The 16,232-nt window shown below is 38.3% G+C and carries 11 protein-coding genes and 5 pseudogenes; 1 reads left to right on the top strand and 15 read right to left on the bottom strand.

The window, feature by feature from the left end:
- From yqfC to gpr, 15 genes and pseudogenes are all read right to left on the bottom strand, one after another.
- Positions 1 to 288, bottom strand: a pseudogene (yqfC, locus tag AB1280_RS24300) (sporulation protein YqfC); the annotation flags it as partial.
- 104 nt (positions 289 to 392) lie between these two features.
- Positions 393 to 835: pseudogene (locus AB1280_RS24295) on the bottom strand (GatB/YqeY domain-containing protein).
- A 15-nt stretch (positions 836 to 850) separates the two neighbouring features.
- A pseudogene (gene rpsU / locus AB1280_RS24290) lies at positions 851 to 1,050 on the bottom strand (30S ribosomal protein S21).
- Positions 1,051 to 1,583: 533 nt separating this feature from the next.
- On the bottom strand, positions 1,584 to 2,249 hold the full coding sequence (gene deoC / locus AB1280_RS24285) for a deoxyribose-phosphate aldolase (protein ID WP_429754510.1): 666 nt from the start codon (positions 2,247 to 2,249) through the stop codon (positions 1,584 to 1,586).
- A 164-nt stretch (positions 2,250 to 2,413) separates the two neighbouring features.
- Positions 2,414 to 3,766 carry a tRNA (N(6)-L-threonylcarbamoyladenosine(37)-C(2))-methylthiotransferase MtaB gene (gene mtaB, locus AB1280_RS24280; protein WP_272186786.1) on the bottom strand — a complete coding sequence of 451 codons (1,353 nt, stop codon included), beginning with the start codon at positions 3,764 to 3,766 and terminating at the stop codon, positions 2,414 to 2,416.
- Between the two features lie 4 nt (positions 3,767 to 3,770).
- Positions 3,771 to 4,520: a 16S rRNA (uracil(1498)-N(3))-methyltransferase gene (locus AB1280_RS24275; RefSeq protein WP_429754509.1), complete on the bottom strand. Its 750-nt coding sequence runs from the start codon at positions 4,518 to 4,520 to the stop codon at positions 3,771 to 3,773.
- Between the two features lie 174 nt (positions 4,521 to 4,694).
- Positions 4,695 to 5,633 (bottom strand): 50S ribosomal protein L11 methyltransferase, encoded by a 939-nt coding sequence (gene prmA, locus AB1280_RS24270; RefSeq protein ID WP_272186784.1) that lies wholly within the window; start codon positions 5,631 to 5,633, stop codon positions 4,695 to 4,697.
- Between the two features lie 28 nt (positions 5,634 to 5,661).
- Complete coding sequence (gene dnaJ / locus AB1280_RS24265; RefSeq protein WP_272186783.1) at positions 5,662 to 6,765, bottom strand: molecular chaperone DnaJ; 1,104 nt, start codon at positions 6,763 to 6,765, stop codon at positions 5,662 to 5,664.
- 215 nt (positions 6,766 to 6,980) lie between these two features.
- Complete coding sequence (gene dnaK, locus AB1280_RS24260) at positions 6,981 to 8,816, bottom strand: chaperone protein DnaK (RefSeq protein ID WP_272186782.1); 1,836 nt, start codon at positions 8,814 to 8,816, stop codon at positions 6,981 to 6,983.
- Between the two features lie 25 nt (positions 8,817 to 8,841).
- On the bottom strand, positions 8,842 to 9,408 hold the full coding sequence (grpE, locus tag AB1280_RS24255) for a nucleotide exchange factor GrpE (RefSeq protein WP_242222884.1): 567 nt from the start codon (positions 9,406 to 9,408) through the stop codon (positions 8,842 to 8,844).
- Between the two features lie 123 nt (positions 9,409 to 9,531).
- On the bottom strand, positions 9,532 to 10,563 hold the full coding sequence (hrcA, locus tag AB1280_RS24250) for a heat-inducible transcriptional repressor HrcA (RefSeq protein ID WP_272186781.1): 1,032 nt from the start codon (positions 10,561 to 10,563) through the stop codon (positions 9,532 to 9,534).
- A 222-nt stretch (positions 10,564 to 10,785) separates the two neighbouring features.
- Positions 10,786 to 11,925, bottom strand: coding sequence for a radical SAM family heme chaperone HemW (gene hemW, locus AB1280_RS24245; RefSeq protein WP_429754507.1), 1,140 nt, complete (start codon positions 11,923 to 11,925; stop codon positions 10,786 to 10,788).
- Positions 11,926 to 12,166: 241 nt separating this feature from the next.
- Positions 12,167 to 13,991: pseudogene (gene lepA, locus AB1280_RS24240) on the bottom strand (elongation factor 4).
- A 210-nt stretch (positions 13,992 to 14,201) separates the two neighbouring features.
- Positions 14,202 to 14,543 carry a DUF3679 domain-containing protein gene (locus AB1280_RS24235; RefSeq protein WP_429754506.1) on the bottom strand — a complete coding sequence of 114 codons (342 nt, stop codon included), beginning with the start codon at positions 14,541 to 14,543 and terminating at the stop codon, positions 14,202 to 14,204.
- 21 nt (positions 14,544 to 14,564) lie between these two features.
- Positions 14,565 to 15,667: pseudogene (gene gpr, locus AB1280_RS24230) on the bottom strand (GPR endopeptidase).
- Positions 15,668 to 15,848: 181 nt separating this feature from the next.
- On the opposite strand from gpr, the gene rpsT reads away from it, so the two are divergent.
- On the top strand, positions 15,849 to 16,106 hold the full coding sequence (gene rpsT, locus AB1280_RS24225) for a 30S ribosomal protein S20 (RefSeq protein ID WP_020062230.1): 258 nt from the start codon (positions 15,849 to 15,851) through the stop codon (positions 16,104 to 16,106).
- The last annotated feature ends 126 nt before the right edge of the window (positions 16,107 to 16,232 follow it).

Genomic DNA, 16,232 nt, shown 5'->3' with positions numbered 1-16,232 from the left:
TCCCTTCTTTTTCATCTTCTAAAAACAAGACTTGTTCAATAGTTCCTTCAAGTAAAAGCTCTTCTGGCAGAATTGTCTTAATTACAAATGAATCTCCTTTTATTAATAATTGCCCTTGTTTTAATAAAAGCCGTACCTCTTTATCACTAAATACCAATAATCCACGATGATTTTCTATATAAATATGTACCTGCCCAACAAGTGTAATTCTCGGCAGATCATGAATACATCTGCAGGTAGGTCTATCTGCTTCGTAATCCAATTTTTCATTTGCTGCAACTTTCTCATCGAAGACCCCCCTCTCATCCCATATGTATGAAAAAAAAGCTTGTAATATCACGTCCAATTCGAAAAAAACATAAAAAAGCGTCTCATTATAATGAGACGCTTTTTTATGCTAATAGTTGTGAAACAAGCCTATTTACTTGTGAGCCATCTGCTTTGCCTTTTACTTTCGGCAAAACAGCACCCATCACTTTGCCCATATCAGCTTTAGAAGCTGCACCAACTTCAGAGATAGATTGCTGAATAACAGCAAGCAATTCTTCTTCTGTCAATTGCTCTGGCAAATATGTTTCTAAAATCTGAATTTCGCTTTTCAGTTTATCGACAAGGTCTTCACGACCCGCTTTTTCAAACTCAAGGAGGGAGTCTTTATACTGTTTTACTTCACGAGTTAAAACTGTTAGTTCCTCTTCTCTGTAAGAGGGTTCTGTAGTTTAATTTCTTCATTTTGTAAAGCAGCCTTAACCATACGAATAACGGTTAATTTATTTTTTTCTTTATTCTTCATCGCTTGTTTCATATCATCGTTTAAACGACCGAGAAGACTCATAAATTACACCCTCTCTTAGAATTTACGCTTTCTTGCCGCTTCAGATTTCTTCTTACGTTTTACACTTGGCTTTTCATAGAACTCGCGTTTTCTTGCTTCAGCAAGCGTACCAGCTTAGAAGTTGATCTTTTAAAACGGCGAAGTGCATCCTCCAAAGACTCGTTTTTACGAACGACTGTTTTGACATTCTCTTTCCCTCCCTCCGAAACATCCACTTACATCCTAATTTCAGCATGCAAAAAGTAAACACTTTCTCAGCATGTCTTTTACGATTATAATACATTTTATACTTTTAGGTCAACTATCAGATAAAAGAAAAGAAGAGCACTTGCTCTTCTTTTTTCATGAAACGTACATTTTTGATATATTTTTCTATACCAATGCAACATTATTCTACCAAAATGTTTACTTCTACTTTTCATCATCTGGATACAATATCCCTAGTTTTTCGTGTCAAATAACCTTAGCCAACAGGACTAAACAGTCGGCTTCCGCTTTTATTTTTTATCCAGCTGCGCCTCCTAGCCCCCTCACGTCTAAGAACCTTCCACGCGAGAAGGTAAAGAGCACCTTCTGCGTGAAAGAACCTTAGCCGACAGGGCTAAACAGTCGGCTTCCGCTTTTATTTTATCCAGCTGCAGCCGCTAGAACAATCGGTCGCTTCACTCTTTCCTACGAGGCAAATAGCGCCTCTACGTCAAGAGTTCCAACGTCCTCATGTTCTATACGAGCGGCTTCCGCTTTTAAATTAATAATCAGTTGTTGCTGTTTTTCCACTTACTAGCGCTACACCAGAGCTTGTACCGATGCGCGTTGCACCTGCTTGAATCATTGCATCCATGCCTTTTTCGTCACGAACCCCTCCTGATGCTTTTACACCGATATTTGGTCCTACCGTTTTTCTCATCAACGCAACATCTTCTACTGTTGCACCGCCTGTTGAAAATCCTGTTGATGTTTTTACGAAATCAACGCCTGCTTTTACAGACAATTCACAAGCACGAACTTTTTCTTCTTCTGTAAGTAAGCATGTTTCAATAATTATTTTCACAAGCGCTTTTCCTTTTGCTGCCTCTACAACAGCGCGAACATCACGCTCTACTAACGCATCGTTTTTATCTTTTAACGCACCGATGTTAATTACCATATCAACCTCTGTTGCACCTTTTGCAATCGCATCTGTTGTTTCAAATGCTTTTGTTTCTGGTGTATTTGCTCCAAGAGGGAAACCAATTACTGTACAAACTTTTACATCTGTCCCTTTTAGCAATTCTGCTGCCGTTTCAATCCACGTTGGATTTACACATACAGAAGCAAAATCATGTTGTTTCGCCTCTTGACATAAAGTCACGATTGCTTCTTTTTTTGTATCTGGTTTTAATGCCGTATGATCAATTAACTTTGCATAGTTCATTTTAAAATTGCCCTTCCTCAACTTATACGTAGTGAATTTTTTGCTCACCGATTGTCTGACAACCTTAATCTTCAGCATTATATCATAACGTATAGCGTTTTCATATTTTAACTTCTCCAGCAAATAAAAAAGCATACAAACAAAACTGTTTGCATGCTTTTCTGTTACGCGCTTGCTGATTCTTTTGGCGATGCATTTTCTAGCACACGAACAAATTGTGCTTCATTGTAAGGATAACCAGCTTTCGTAATTTTTACTTTAATTAATTTACCAATTAATTCCTCAGAACCTTCAAAGACAACTTTTAAGTAATTATCTGTATATCCTACAAATAACCCTTCACGATCAGCTTCTTTAAATGATTCTTCTGGAATAATTTCAAGTACTTCACCTTCAAACTGTGATGCATATTCTTTCGCTAATTGGTCTGATAATGCAATTAAGCGGTGTACGCGCTCATTCTTAATTTCTTCTAGTACTTGATCATCCATACGTGCTGCTGGTGTTCCTGTACGTTTTGAGTATGGGAATACATGAAGTTCAGAGAAACGATTATCTTTAATGAAATTGAACGTTTCCATGAATTCTTCTTCTGTTTCACCAGGGAAACCGACGATAACATCAGATGTAATTGCAAGTCCTGGCAACGCTTCTTTTAAGCGGTCTAAACGCTCTTGGAAAAACTCCATTGTATATTTACGACGCATACGTTTCAATACTGTATTAGATCCAGATTGAAGCGGAATGTGTAAATGACGGACAACAACTTTAGAATCGCGCAACACTTCAATTACTTCGTCTGTAATTTGACTTGCTTCAATAGAAGAAATGCGAAGGCGTTTTAACCCTTCTACTTGCGCTTCCATATCTCGAAGTAGTCCGGCTAAATTATAATCCTTCATATCTTCACCGTATCCACCTGTATGAATACCTGTTAAGACGATTTCTTTATAGCCAGCATCTACTAATTGCTGCGCTTGGCGAATAACTTCTTTCCCATCACGAGAGCGCATTAAACCACGAGCCCATGGAATAATACAGAACGTACAGAAGTTGTTACATCCTTCTTGAATTTTTAAAGATGCACGCGTACGATCTGTAAAATATGGTACGTCTAGCTCTTCGTATACACGCGTTTTCATAATGTTACGTACAGCATTAATTGGCTGACGCTCATTCCGGTACTCTTCAATATAGCCAAGCATTTTCTCACGGTCTTGCGTTCCTACTACAATATCTACACCTGGAATTGCCATAATTTCCGCTGGAGATGTTTGTGCATAACATCCCGTTACACAAATTACCGCATCAGGATTTTGACGAACGGCACGACGAATAACTTGACGACTTTTTTTATCCCCTGTATTTGTTACAGTACATGTATTAATTACATACACATCAGCTGTTTTTTCAAATTCAGTTCGCTCATAACCACCTTGTTTAAACAGTTGCCAAATTGCTTCTGTCTCGTAGTGGTTTACTTTACAACCTAACGTATGAAACGCAACAGTTGCCATATACTCACCCCATTAATTCAAAATGATAAGAAGCGGCACTTAGCGCGTATAAAGGCGCTGTTTCTGTCCGCAATATTCTTGGTCCTAAACTACAAGGTACAAAAGCATGCTCAGAAAGAGAAGATACTTCTTCTTCCGTTAAACCACCTTCTGGTCCAAATACAATAAGCACCTTTTGTCCTGGCATTAATTTTGTTAAAGCCTTAGCGAAGTTTGATTTTTCACCTTGTTTCGCTTCCTCTTCATACGCAACAAGGCAGCTATCATATTCTTTACTCATCGCAAGAAGCTCTTTAAAAGAAACAGGTGCATACACAGTCGGAATCTCACTGCGATGAGACTGCTCAGCTGCCTCTTTGACAATTTTATTAAAACGCTCTACTTTTTTTCCAGCTTTTTTCGCATCCCATTTTACAATAGATCGCGATGCTTGGAACGGTAAAAAGGCCGCTGCTCCAAGCTCAGTTCCTTTTTGTAAAATCAACTCAAGCTTATCTCCTTTAGGCAATCCGCTTGCAATTGTCACAAAAACAGGTAGCTCAGTTGACATCTCTACCCATTCTACAATAGTCGCATTTACAAATTCATTGGTAATTTCAGCAATTGTACAAATTGCCGTCTTCCCATTTGTACAACAATAAATTTGATCACCAGGCGTCATACGCATTACTCTTCCGATGTGATGCACATCATCTCCTACAATACGAATCGCCATTTCATTTACATTTTGTTCTTCTACAAAATAACGTTGCATTTTATCACCTTAGTAAAGTTTAGCTCTTTTCGTAAACGAATGCTTACGAAAAGAGCCAAACGGTATAATTTGGACGAAACAAACGGTAAGTCCCTCACTGCTTTCAGCGAGAGACTTTCCGCATACATCTCCCGTACAAACGGGTAATAAACACTTGATTAGGAAAACTTTAGCTTATCCTCTACGTGCAATAATTGCTACCCAATCTTCCATCGTTAACACTTCTTCTACTGTAAAACCAGCATTCACTAACGCTTCTGTTACAATTTTTTCTTTTGCAGCAATAATACCAGATGTTATGAACAATCCACCTTGCTTCACAACTTTCGCTGCATCTTCTGGGAATAGTAAAATAATTTCCGCTAGTAAATTTGCAACAATTAAATCTACAGGCCCTTCAATGCCCTCTAGTAAGCTGTTTTGTCCAACAGTTACAACATTTTCTGTATGATTTAATCGTACATTCATTTCCGCACTCTCTACTGCAACCGGATCTAAGTCGTATGCTTGAACAGAAGCAGCACCTAATTTAGCTGCAGCAATACTTAATACACCAGAACCCGTTCCAACGTCAATGACAGTATCTCCCGGTTGAACAGTTTTCTCCAAAGCGCGGATGCACATCGTTGTTGTCGGATGCGTTCCCGTTCCAAATGCCATTCCTGGATCTAATTCGATAATTTTTTCTTCAGGTGAGGAAGGCGTATACTCTTCCCATGTTGGCACAATTGTAAATGTATCAGAAATTTTCACCGGATGGTAATATTTTTTCCAAGCAGTAGCCCAATCCTCTTCATCTACTTCATTAACAGATACAGTTGCTGCTCCAATCTCGATTCCATAAGAAGGTAGCAAATCAATGGATGATTTTACATTTGTAATTGTTTCTTGCAGGGCATCATTCTTTGGGAAATACGCTTTTACAAGTACACCTTCCGCTGGATATTCAGCTGGATTTAATGCATAAATCTCGCCAAATTGTTGTTCACGCTCTTTCGTTAATTCCGCAGGATCTTCAATCGCAACACCACTTGCACCTGCTTCGTGTAAAATATGCGAGATTGCTTCTACTGCTTCCTCTGCTGTATGAATACTAATTTCTGACCATTTCACAATTTACCAACTCCATTTTTTATTTCCATTATTCCCCTTTAAAAGCTCGCTTAAGCTTTCCAAATAGGCTATCATCTTTATCCTCTTGACCTGTAAATTCTTTTAATAAATCTTTTTGGTGCGATGTTAATTTCGTTGGTGTAACAACACGTACCACTACGTATTGATCACCTTGCCCATAGCCGCGTACATTTGGCGCACCTTTTCCTTTTAAACGGAATTCTGTTCCTGTTTGTGTTCCTGCTGGGATTTTCAATTTCACTTTCCCCTGCACAGTCGGAACTTCCACTTCATCCCCAAGTGCTACTTGCGCAAATGTGAATGGCATTTCGCAAATAATATCATCACCTTCGCGATGGAAGAATTCGTGATCTTTCACACGAACAACTACATATAGATCTCCTGCCGGGCCGCCGTTGATGCCAGCTTCCCCTTTACCAGTAACGCGAATTTGTTGACCGTTATCAATACCTGCTGGAATTTTAACATTAATTTTTTTGCGTTTGCGTACTTTTCCAGATCCATGACATGTTGTACATTTCTCTTTAATAATTTGACCTGCTCCAGAGCAGTGTCTACAAGTTTGACGATTCACAATACGACCAAATGGTGTGTTTTGCTCCACGCTAACTTGACCTGTTCCAGAACAATGTGAACATGTATCCTTAGAAGTTCCAGGTTTTGCTCCGCTACCGTTACATGTATTACAAGGATCTTCAGCAGGAATTTCAATATCCATTTCCTTACCAGAAATTGCTTCTTCAAAATTTAAAGTAACTTGATATTGAAGGTCTGCCCCTTGACGCGGTGCATTTGGATCACGACGTCTACCGCCTCCACCACCAAAGAATGAACTGAAGATGTCTTCAAAGCCAAAGCCACCACCAAAGTCGCCTCCGCCAAATCCTTGATTTGGATTAGCATGACCAAATTGATCGTACTGCGCACGTTTTGAATCATCACTTAATACTTCATATGCTTCTTGCACTTCTTTAAACTTTTCAATTGCATTTTCTTCAGTACTTACATCTGGATGATACTTTTTCGCCAAACGGCGATATGCTTTTTTAATCTCATCTTTTGAAGCACCCTTGCTAACGCCGAGCACCTCATAGTAATCTCGTTTATTCATAAGTTTGCAACCCCCGAATCCTTTCACATAAACGTAATTTTAACATCGAAAGAAAGTGCTTTGCAACACTGTTTCCTCACTTACAGTATGCAAAAAGAAAAACATTGGACTCCCACGCGAAAGTCTTCGCGTACCCTCAGTCTTTTCTTCACTCGTGAAAAAAGCCAAAGCCAAGGCACGCTTGACTTTGACTTTTTGTCATCTTACTTATTTTATTACTTATCTTCTTTAACTTCTTCAAACTCAGCATCGACTACATTGTCGTTTTTCGCGCCCGCATTGTCTTGTGCGCCTTCTGCTTGCTGTGCTCCTGCAGCAGCTTGAGCTTGCTCATATAATTTTACAGTTAATTGCTGTACGATTTCCTGAAGTGCATCTTTTTTCGCACGAATTTCATCAAGATCATTTTTCTCGATTGCCGCTTGTAATGCATCTTTCGCTTCTGTTGCCTTCGCTACTTCAGATGCATCTACTTTGCCTTCTAAATCTTTTACAACTTTATCTGTTTGGAATACAAGTTGGTCAGCTTCGTTACGAAGTTCAACTTCTTCTTTACGTTTTTGATCAGCATCAGCATTTGCTTCTGCTTCTTTTACCATACGATCTACCTCTTCATCAGAAAGACCTGAAGAAGATTGGATTGTAATTGCTTGTTCTTTACTTGTTCCTAAGTCTTTCGCACGTACATTAACGATACCGTTCGCATCAATATCGAATGTTACTTCGATTTGCGGGATACCACGTGGTGCTGGTGGAATATCTGTTAATTGGAAGCGACCTAGTGTTTTGTTGTCCGCTGACATTGGACGCTCACCTTGTAGTACGTGAATGTCAACTGCAGGTTGGTTATCAGCCGCAGTTGAGAATACTTGTGACTTACTTGTCGGAATTGTTGTATTACGCTCAATTAATTTTGTGAATACGCCACCCATAGTTTCGATACCTAAAGAAAGTGGAGTCACGTCTAATAATAGAACGCCTTTTACATCACCTGTAAGTACGCCGCCTTGAACTGCAGCTCCTAAAGCTACAACTTCATCAGGGTTTACTCCTTTATATGGCTCTTTACCAGTTTCACGTTTAATCGCTTCTTGTACAGCTGGGATACGAGTAGAACCACCAACAAGAATTACTTTGTCTAACTCGCTCGCAGAAAGACCAGCGTCTTTTAACGCACGACGAGTTGGTTCTAGTGTTCTTTCAACAAGGTTAGCTGAAAGCTCTTCGAATTTCGCTCTTGTTAAGTTTAATTCTAAGTGTAATGGACCAGCAGCTCCAGCACTAATGAACGGTAATGAAATTTGTGTTTGTGTTACACCAGAAAGATCTTTTTTCGCTTTTTCAGCAGCGTCTTTCAAACGTTGAAGTGCCATTTTGTCTTGACTTAAGTCAATATTGTTTTCTTTTTTAAATTCAGCTACTAAATGATCGATAATAACTTGATCAAAGTCGTCACCACCAAGACGGTTGTCACCAGCAGTTGAAATAACTTCAAATGTTCCATCTGCTAATTCAAGGATAGATACGTCGAATGTACCGCCACCTAAGTCATATACTAGAATTTTTTGCTCTTCGTCTTGTTTTTCTAAACCGTAAGCAAGTGCAGCTGCTGTTGGCTCGTTAATAATACGTTCCACTTCTAAACCAGCAATTCGGCCAGCGTCTTTTGTTGCTTGGCGTTCTGCATCGTTAAAATATGCTGGTACTGTGATAACAGCTTTTGTTACTGTTTCACCTAAGTATGCTTCAGCAGAAGCTTTTAAGTTTTGTAAAATGATTGCAGAAATTTCTTGAGGTGTATAGTTTTTACCTTCAACTTCTACTTTGTAATCTGTACCCATATGACGTTTAACAGACATGATTGTATTTGGGTTCGTAATCGCTTGACGCTTCGCTACTTCCCCTACTTGACGCTCTTCATTTTTGAAAGCTACAACAGAAGGAGTTGTACGGTTACCTTCTGGATTTGGAATAACTTTTGGCTCTCCGCCTTCCATAACAGCTACACAAGAGTTTGTTGTACCTAAGTCAATACCGATGATTTTACTCATGGGGAAACCTCCTACATTTATGTAATTATTGATTTACTTTTACCATTGATGGTCGAATCACACGATCTTTTAGCTTATAGCCTTTTTGGAATTCCTCCACAACCGCATTTGATTCAAATTCACTGTCTTCTACTTGCATAACAGCTTGATGTTCATGTGGATCAAACTGCTTTCCAACAGCTTCAATCGCTTCAACACCTTCTTTTACTAGCGCCTCTTGCAACTGACGATATACCATTTCCATCCCTTGTAATAAAGATTTCATCTGCTCATCATTTGCTTCTACTTGCATTGCTCTTTCAAAATTATCAAGAGCCGGCAAAATATCTGACACAAGGCTTTGTGATCTATATTTTTCAGCCGCTTGCTTATCTAGTTGAACGCGGCGCTTATGGTTTTCAAAATCAGCTTGTAGACGAAGCATGCGACCTTCCGTTTCCGTCAATTTCGCTTGTAATTCATCTACTTTTTCTTGTAAAAGAGCAGCTTCACTTTTTTCTTCAACAGTTTCTTCGCTATTTTCTGGTGCTACAGCTTCTTCTGTTTGCGCTTCTTTTACTTCTTCTACCACTTGTTCATTACGCTCTTCCACAACTTTCACCTCCTTAAAAAGGCAGGGCAGGCACAAATCAGCACGAACCAAGCCATCTAATTTCTTATATTCAACTAATCATCAGCAGCGGGAGATATCTCCGCTACAAATGAAAGTTTCTTATTATTTCGGTTTATACAAACCGTTGAGGCCATCTGTAAATTGTTTTGTAAACAATTGTAACAAACTAATAACACGAGAATATTGCATTCTTGTCGGTCCTAAAATCGCAATTGTTCCGAGCTGCTCATCTCCAATTGAGTATGTCGCAGAAATTAAACTACAATTTTCCATTGCAGCAGAAGAATTCTCACGGCCAATTTTCACTTGAATGCCAATTTGTTTACTCTTTAAGATGTCATAAAAAGCATCTTCATTTTCAATCATATTGAGTAATGATCGGACCTTTTGAATATCATGGAATTCTGGCTGCGCAAGCATATTTGTTTTTCCACCAAAATATACTTTTTCAGATAACGGAAATTGGAATGTACCGTCTAACATCTTCATGACACTATCATAATTATGAACGTACTGACGCAAAACCATTACAATTTCTTTAAAAATTTTATTATGCAGTTCTGAAATCGGTACACCAGACAACTTGTCATTCAAAATGTTAACCATTTTTTCCAAATCTTGCAAATCAACAGATTCTGGAACTGTGATGGTTTTACTTTGCACATGTCCTGTATCAGTTACAATAATTGCAACCGCTGTTTGATGACCAAGTGGAAGAATTTGTACATTTCTCAGCTTATTCGCACTAACTTTTGGCCCAAGAACAATTGCCGTATAACTCGTGAGTTCTGACAAGATTTGCGCGGATTGCTGCGCAAGCTTTTCTGCTTCAAAAACTCTTTGAGCGAACAAGTCTTTAATTTGTACAACATCTTCACTAGGCAAATGTTGCGGTGCAAGAAGATGATCTACATAAAAGCGATACCCTTTTTCAGAAGGAACGCGCCCTGAAGAACTATGTGTTTTTTCAATAAACCCTAATTCTTCTAAGTCAGCCATTTCATTTCGAATTGTTGCTGAGCTAAATGTAATTACTTCTTTCTTAGATAATGTTCTTGATCCAACAGGTTGTGCTGATCCGATAAAATCATCAATTATCGTCTGTAAAATTAAGAGCTGACGTTCCGTAAGCATTTCATCATCACCTCTGTTAGCACTCTTATGTTTCGAGTGCTAAATCTATTACTAACTTACCAAAGTTGCTATTGAATTGTCAACGGAAACGTGATGAGATAAGGTGAAACTTTTAGCAGCGTTTTTTTTTGCTACTAATTAGCCCTGCCAATCGGGCTCAAACAGACGGTTTCTCTTCTCGATTTACCTCTATGTACCGTCTGTTTGAGCGGGATACAGCGTTTAATCCACCAAGAATGATTGAAAGACTTCATTTCCTAATAACTTCCCTTTTCTTGTTAAACAGACATGAGTGTTTGTTTCTTGAAGCAATTCATGTTCTTTATTATGACGTAATTGTTTTGCAAAGATGTCGTTCATCTCTACGCCGAATTTTTTGCTAAATTCTACTTTTGAAACACCTGCTGTTTTTCGAAGCCCTAAAAATAACTCTTCTTCCATTTTTTCTTGTGTCGTTACTGTATGAACATCTAAATAGGGCAAACCTGTCTCATCAATTTTCGTAAAATATTGCTTTAGTGGACCTACATTTTGAATCCGCTCGCCATTTACGTAACTATGAGCACCCGCTCCGAAACCGAAGTATTCTTCATTATTCCAATAAGTGAGGTTATGTCTACTTTCATAGCCCTCTTTCGAAAAATTACTAATTTCATACTGCTGGTAACCATGCTTTTCCATGGCATCCATCACAATTTCATACATTTTAGCTTCACTGTCTTCACCTGGAAGTCTCAACTTTCCTTTGTTCATTAAATTATAAAAGACCGTTTTCGGTTCAACAATTAAAGAATACGCAGAGAAATGTTGAACCCCAAGTGTAAATGCAATCTCTAACGTTTCTTTCACATCTTCTATCGTTTGACCAGGCAATGCATAAATTAAATCAACATTAATATTTGCAAAACCTATTTCCTTCGCCTCACGAATCGCTATAAACGCATCTTCTCTCGTATGCCTCCGTCCAATTTTTTTCAATAATTCATCACGAAATGTTTGAACACCAAAACTAATCCGGTTTACACCGCCTTCTAGTAGAAGATTTAATTTCTCTTTTGGTAAATCTCCTGGATTCGCTTCAAAAGTTAGTTCACAATTTGGCGCAAACGGACGTAAACGACGATTAATAATGTCTAGCAATTGCTTTGTCTGTTCCATATTTAGCGCTGTTGGCGTTCCTCCACCAACAAAAATCGTTTTCATTTCTTTAAAAGACGTTTTGTTGATTGTATTCACAATTTCTTTCTCTAAATATTGCAAGTATTGTTCAACTGGCTGACGTTCAATAAACACTTTATTAAAATCACAATAGTGACAAATATGCTGACAAAACGGAATATGAATATATGCAGCTTGTATCAAATTCTGTTCCTACCTTTCTAAAAAGAAAACCTCCGCATTTCGGAGGTTTATTTACTTCTGTAATCCTATGCGAACTTTATCTATTCGCATTCTTCCCCAAATAACTTTTCTTCTTACAATCAAAAGCTTCATCACTATTGTAAAGGAGAGATACAAAGATGTCTAAATATTAACCAAAACTTTAAATACTTTGATTTCTGCTCCCTAAATAAAAAGAAGCCGTTTGTACGGCTTCTTTTTATTAGTTATCATCCATTTTCAGTACAGCCATAAATGCCTCTTGTGGTACTTCTACAGAACCAACAGACTTCATACGCTTCTTACCTTCTTTTTGTTTTTCAAGAAGTTTACGTTTACGAGAAATGTCACCGCCGTAACATTTCGCTAATACGTTTTTACGCATCGCTTTAATTGTAGAACGCGCCACAACTTTATTTCCGATTGTCGCTTGTATAGGCACTTCAAACTGCTGTCTTGGAATTAACTCTTTTAACTTTTCTACAATCACTTTTCCGCGGTCATATGCTGAATCACGATGCACAATAAAGGATAGTGCATCAACTTGCTCACCATTCAATAAAATATCCATCTTCACAAGCTTAGATGGTTTATAGCCAATTAACTCGTAATCAAAGGATGCATATCCTTTCGTATTCGACTTTAATTGATCGAAGAAATCATATACGATTTCAGAAAGCGGAATTTCGTATGTCAAAGTAACGCGTGTTTCATCTAAATATTGCATATCAATAAATGTTCCGCGTTTTCCTTGGCAAATTTCCATAACTGCTCCAACATAATCGTTTGGAACCATAATAGATGCTTTTACATACGGCTCTTCTACACGATCAATAGATTGCGGATCTGGCATGTTAGATGGGTTATCAACTATCATGTCTTCACCGTTTGTTAAATATACTTTATAAATAACACTTGGTGCTGTTGTAATTAAATCAATTTTAAATTCACGTTCAATACGTTCTTGAATAATTTCCATATGAAGTAAGCCTAAAAATCCACAGCGGAAACCAAATCCAAGTGCTTGAGACGTTTCTGGTTCAAATTCAAGAGCAGAGTCATTTAATTCTAACTTTTCTAATGCATCACGTAAATCATTATAACGTGCCGAATCAATTGGATATAAACCACAGAATACCATTGGGTTTAATTTACGATACCCCGGCAAAGGTTCTGCTGCTGGACGTTTTGCATGTGTAATCGTATCACCTACACGCGTGTCGCCAACATTTTTAATCGATGCTGCTAAGAACCCTACATCACCTACTGTTAACTCTTTACGTTGTGTTGTTTTCGGTGTGAATACACCAACTTCTGTTACTTCAAACTCTTTACCCGTTGCCATCATGCGTACTTTATCGCCAACTTTTACCGTTCCATTTACAACACGGATATAAGCAATTACACCGCGATATGGATCATATAAAGAGTCGAAAATCATACATTGTAATGGTTCTTCCGAATCACCTGCTGGAGCTGGTACTTTTTCAACGATTTGCTCTAAAATCTCCTCAATACCAATACCCGCTTTTGCAGAAGCAAGAACCGCTTCAGACGCATCTAATCCAATTACATCTTCTACCTCTTGACGAACACGTTCTGGATCAGCGCTTGGTAAGTCAATCTTGTTAATAACCGGTAAAATTTCTAAGTTATTATCAAGTGCTAAATATACGTTTGCTAATGTTTGAGCCTCAATTCCTTGCGCCGCATCCACAACAAGGATCGCACCTTCACAAGCCGCTAAACTACGAGACACTTCATACGTAAAGTCGACGTGTCCTGGTGTATCAATTAAGTGAAGAATATATTCTTCTCCGTCTTTCGCTTTATACGTTAATTGTACTGCATTTAATTTAATTGTAATCCCGCGCTCACGCTCTAAATCCATGGAGTCAAGCAACTGTGCTTTCATCTCGCGTTGTGCTAACGCATTTGTTTTCTCCAAAATACGGTCTGCCAACCGTGGACTTCCCATGGTCAATGTGAGCAATAATGGAAAAGTTACGAATTTTAGACTGCCTTTTTGCTCTTTCTTCTTTGTTCATCTATTTATCACTCCTACTAATCTCGCCAATATACACTAGCACTGATTATATCAATACAAGGAAAAAGATTCAATGAAAACTGGTGTTACGATATAAGCAAGTACTCTTACTATTATCATATGCAATTTGTAAACAATAGACAAACCTTTCCTAAAAATCCAAAAAGCTACCTTACTCGTACGTAAGATAGCCGCTTTTTTATACTTTAAATTAATGAAATATACCTTTTATTTTATCAACTATGGTACATGTTATGCTACGAATAACATTTTGCACCAAAGAAGTCAATCCTCTTCCCATACTTTCGAGCATATTAAAGCTTTTTAATTTTTCTAGTTGCGCTTGTTTTTCTTCAACGGAAAATGCATTTCCAGGAATTATTTTTTCTATATCCCCGTAGTTTGTTCCTGTTATGTGAGCAATTTGCTCATATGTGGGATTATTATAGCCCTTCATTCGTTTCAATCCACTATTGGCAACTTGCATCCCGGCTAACGTTATAAAAAATGCACTCACAACGACAATGATGCATTTGCGTGTAAACTGCCCCACTTCTTATTTCTCCTTTTTCAATCAATGCGTATATGCCCTGTGTTGCCTTGATCAACTTGATGATGAAGAGCTGCGTTCAAGCCACTCGCAATTAAATTCGCCATATCTTCAATAAACGCATCCACTTCTTTAGGTGTTACCATTAAATTATGTCCTAGTGGGGCTAGCACTTCATAAATTAGCTTTCTCTTCTCTTCTTCTTCTAGCGTACCAACCGCTCCCAAAAACATATTGCGGCTTTTTTCATCTGGCATATCTTCTTCTGTCAGTTTCTTCTTTTCACCAAATGTAAAACCGGCTGGGAGTAAAGAACGAGATGGTTTTACACCCTCACGCATCTCACGCCCAAAATGCTTTAAGATAAAATCAATTGTGTCACTTGTAATTGAAACTGCATCTACAACGGTCGGAACGCCAATTGCAATCACCGGTATACCTAGCGTATCCTTACTCAATTCTTTTCGTTTATTCCCAACACCAGAACCAGGATGAATACCAGTATCTGAAATTTGGATGGTACTATTTACTCGTTCAATAGAACGAGCAGCAAGCGCATCAATCGCAATTACAAAATCTGGTTTCGTCTTTTCAATGACCCCATAAATCATATCGCTCGTTTCAATACCTGTAATCCCCATAACCCCCGGCCTAATTGCACTGACAGGCCGAAACCCTTCCTCAACACTTTCCGGCTGCAGCTGAAACAAATGGCGCGTAACAAGGACATTCTCTACAACAATTGGACCTAAAGCATCCGGCGTTACATTCCAATTACCTAGACCAACAATTAAGCAACTTGCTTCTTCACTTATTCCAATTTCTTTTAGAAAGTGCGAAAATTCCTTTGCAAAAATCCCTTCTACTTTTTGTTGCAGCGCTGTATCTTGCTGACGAATTCCTTGCACTTCTAAAGTTAAATAATTCCCTGGTTTCTTTCCCATCGTCGGAGCGGCACTTTCATCGATTGTCACCTTTGTAATTGTAATCCCTTCTTCTTCGCGCTCTTTTACAATTACACCTTGAATCGCTGTTTTTTCTTCTTGCTTCTCTTGCAGCATTTGGTGGGCTTCTAATGCAAGATCTGTTCGAATCCCATATTTACTTAAATCAAGCGGTCCGTTCATACAATCTCCTCCACTATTTATAATAATATTTATTAGAATTCCCCAATTTATTTTCAGACATTCTTTTCCTATATTGAAATTTCATCGTTCCCACTATTGCAATTCTCTTCTCCGTTTGATAGAATATCACTTGTTCTATGTAAGAATCGAGTCACTCGATTGCACCAGGGAGGTGAAATATATGGCAAACATTAAATCTGCTATCAAACGTGCTAAACTTAGTGAAGAGCGTCGTGCACATAACGCTTCTATCAAGTCTGACATGCGTACAGCTGTTAAAACTGTAGAAGCTTTAGTTAACAATAACGATCTTGAAACAGCAAAAGAAGCATACAAAGTAGCTTCTAAAAAACTTGACAAAGCAGCTCGTAAAGGTCTTATCCACCAAAACGTTGCATCTCGTCAAAAATCTCGCTTAGCGAAACAAGTAAACGCGTAAGGCGTTTAAAAACGATCCGTATGGGTCGTTTTTTATTTACAAAAAAAAATGTTCATGCAGATGTTTACATGAACATTTTTCCACTATCCAATATGATTTAAACGCATAAGAAAAAATTCTAGCACA

Origin of the sequence: Bacillus sp. S10(2024), from assembly GCF_050473865.1 — a bacterium.
Classification (GTDB): domain Bacteria; phylum Bacillota; class Bacilli; order Bacillales; family Bacillaceae_G; genus Bacillus_A.
The sequence above is the reverse complement of the archived record's forward strand: the minus strand, read 5'-3'. Positions and strand labels throughout refer to the sequence as shown.